The sequence below is a fragment of the Jiangella rhizosphaerae genome, from assembly GCF_003579925.1.
GTDB classification, from domain to species: domain Bacteria; phylum Actinomycetota; class Actinomycetes; order Jiangellales; family Jiangellaceae; genus Jiangella; species Jiangella rhizosphaerae.
Genome location: NZ_QUAL01000284.1, coordinates 1 through 2,762, shown reverse-complemented (window position 1 = coordinate 2,762; position 2,762 = coordinate 1). Strand labels below are relative to the sequence as shown.

3 protein-coding genes are annotated in these 2,762 nt (G+C 72.6%); all 3 read left to right on the top strand.

Features of this window, described 5'->3' with window-relative positions:
- The coding region (locus tag DY240_RS32385) for a Gfo/Idh/MocA family protein (RefSeq protein WP_233552847.1) at window positions 1–498 on the top strand (498 nt) is incomplete at its 5' end.
- Between the two features lie 3 nt (window positions 499–501).
- A complete protein-coding gene (locus DY240_RS23335; protein WP_199702189.1) occupies window positions 502–1,062 on the top strand; it encodes a GNAT family N-acetyltransferase in 561 nt (186 codons plus the stop codon).
- Window positions 1,063–1,110: 48 nt separating this feature from the next.
- Complete coding sequence (gene dop / locus DY240_RS23330; RefSeq protein WP_199702186.1) at window positions 1,111–2,622, top strand: depupylase/deamidase Dop; 1,512 nt, start codon at window positions 1,111–1,113, stop codon at window positions 2,620–2,622.
- The last annotated feature ends 140 nt before the right edge of the window (window positions 2,623–2,762 follow it).

Below are 2,762 nucleotides of genomic sequence, written 5' to 3'. Positions count from 1 at the left end.
GGCGTGCTGCTCGACGTCGGCATCTACCCGGTCGCGTTCGCGCAGATGTTGCTCGGCGCGCCGTCGGCGCTCACCGTCACCGGCACGCTGAACGAGCAGGGCGTCGACAACGAGGCCGGCTTGCTCCTCACCTGGCCCGGCGGGGTGCGCGCGCATCTGGACGTGTCGCTGATCTCGCCGATCCCGGGGTCGGCGATGGTCATGGGCACGACCGGGCGCATCGAGGTGCCGCCGCGGTTCCACGCCGCCACGTCCCTTCGGCTCGTCCACGCCCCGGCCCGCGGCGTCGAGGAGACCCAGACGTTCGAGTGGGAGAAGGAGGGCCGCGGCTACGTGCCGATGCTGCGGGCCGTCGCCCAGGCAGTCCGCGAGGAGCGTACGGAGTGCCCGGAGATGCCGCTCGCGCACTCGGTCGAGATCGCCGGCATCCTCGAGCAGGCGCTGGCCGGGCTGGGCGTCCGGTATCCGGAGCCGGCACCTGTCGAGTCGCTGCGCTGAGCCATGGCCGGGCCGCGGGTCGAGCCGCTGACCGAGGCGCTGTGGCCGGCGTTCGAGGACCTCATGGCCGACAGCGGGGGACCGGCGGCGCGGTGCTGGTGCATGGCCTGGCGCCTCGGCCCGGCCTACCGGCGGCGCGACCCGGCCGCCAACCGCGACGACTTCCATGCGGTGGTCTCGGGCGGTCCGCCGCCCGGGCTGCTGGCCCTCGACGAGGACGGCCGGGCGGTGGGCTGGTGCCAGGTGACGCCGCGGGCCGCCGTCCCGGCGCTGGACCGGCCGTGGCGGGTGCGCCCCGTCGACGACGTCCCCGTCTGGGCGATCACCTGCTTCTACATCCGCAAGGGACACCGGCGGCGGGGCGTCACGTCGGCGCTGGTGGAGGCCGCCGTGGCGTGGGCGCGCGAGGCCGGTGCGCCCGCCGTCGAGGCCTACCCGCTGGACGGCGCGGTCTCGCCGAGCTCCACCAGCACCGGCTACGCGTCGACGTTCCGGCGGGCGGGCTTCCGCGAGGTCGCACGGCGGTCGCCGGAGCGGCCGATCATGCGACTGCCGTTGCACTGACGGCGTCGCCCGCGTGGTGGACGGCGGTCGCTGCCGTAGGCTCGATGCATGAGTGCCCGGCGCATCATGGGAATCGAGACCGAGTACGGCATCTCGGTGCCCAGCAATCCGGCGGCCAACTCCATGCTGGCCTCGTCGCAGGTGGTCAACGGCTACGCGGCGCAGCGCGCGCATGCGCGGCGGGCGCGGTGGGACTTCGAGGAGGAGAATCCGCTGCGCGACGCCCGCGGGTTCGAGCTGTCCCGCGGCGGGGCCGACCCCAGCCAGCTCACCGACGAAGAGATCGGGCTGGCCAACCTCATCCTCACCAACGGCGCCCGGCTCTACGTCGACCACGCCCACCCTGAGTACTCCTCGCCCGAGGTCACCTCGCCGCGCGACGCCGTCGTCTGGGACAAGGCCGGCGAGGCGATCATGGGCGTGGCGGCCAGCTGGGCCGGCCGGCTGCCCGGCGCGCAGCCCATCCAGCTGTACAAGAACAACGTCGACAACAAGGGCGCCTCGTACGGCTGCCACGAGAACTACCTGATGAACCGGTCGACGCCGTTCGCCGACATCGTCCGCCATCTCATCCCGTTCTTCGTGTCGCGGCAGGTCGTCTGCGGGGCGGGGCGGGTCGGCATCGGCCAGGACGGCAGCGGCCACGGCTTCCAGATCTCCCAGCGCGCCGACTACTTCGAGGTCGAGGTCGGCCTCGAGACCACGCTCAAGCGGCCGATCATCAACACCCGCGACGAGCCGCACGCCGACCCCGAGCGGTACCGCCGGCTGCACGTCATCCTCGGCGACGCCAACCTCTCCGAGATCTCGACCTACCTCAAGCTGGGGACGACGGCGCTCGTCCTGGCCATGATCGAGGACGGTTTCCTCGGCGGCGACCTCGCGGTGTCCCGGCCGGTCGGGGCGCTGCACGACATCTCCCACGACCCCACGCTGAAGCACCTGGTCGAGCTGGGCGACGGCCGCAAGGTCACCGCCGTCCAACTGCAGACGGAGTACGCCGAGCAGGCCCGCAAGTACGTCGAGGACCGCTACGGCGCCGACGTCGACCCCGTCACCGCCGACGTGCTCTCCCGCTGGGAGACCACGCTGCAGGGGCTGGCCACCGACCCGATGTCGCTGTCCGACCAGCTCGACTGGGTGGCGAAGCTGTCGCTGCTGCAGCAGTACCGCGACCGCGACGGCATGGACTGGTCGCACCCCAAGCTGCACCTCATCGACCTGCAGTACGCCGACATCCGGCCCGAGCGCGGCCTCTACCGCCGGCTGGTCGCCAAGGGCCGCATGCAGCGCCTCATCACCGACCAGGAGATCGACGACGCCGTCCACCTGCCGCCCGAGGACACCCGGGCGTACTTCCGCGGCCGCTGCCTCGACAAGTACGCCGAGTCGATCGCCGCGGCGTCCTGGGACTCGGTGATCTTCGACCTCCCCGGCCGCGAAGCACTGCAACGCGTGCCCACGCTCGACCCCAACCGCGGCACGAAGGCCCACGTCGGCGACCTGCTCGACCAGTGCGAGACGGCCGGCGATCTGGTGAGCGCCCTCACCTCGCGCTGACTGGGGGTTCGCCGTCCCTGCTGCGTTGGGCCCGCCCCCCTGCGGCGTTGGCCCCGTCCCCCTGCTGCCCGATTGTCTTGGCCGCGCACGCGCGCCTCAAGTCCGCGGCCTCTGCTGGGTGCTGTTCGCTTCTGGTTGGG

Excerpts from the sequence above, each read along its gene's own strand:
- DY240_RS23335 (WP_199702189.1), top strand. The coding sequence starts at position 502 with ATGGCCGGGCCGCGGGTCGAGCCGCTGACCGAGGCGCTGTGGCCGGCG.
- dop (WP_199702186.1), top strand. The coding sequence starts at position 1,111 with ATGAGTGCCCGGCGCATCATGGGAATCGAGACCGAGTACGGCATCTCG.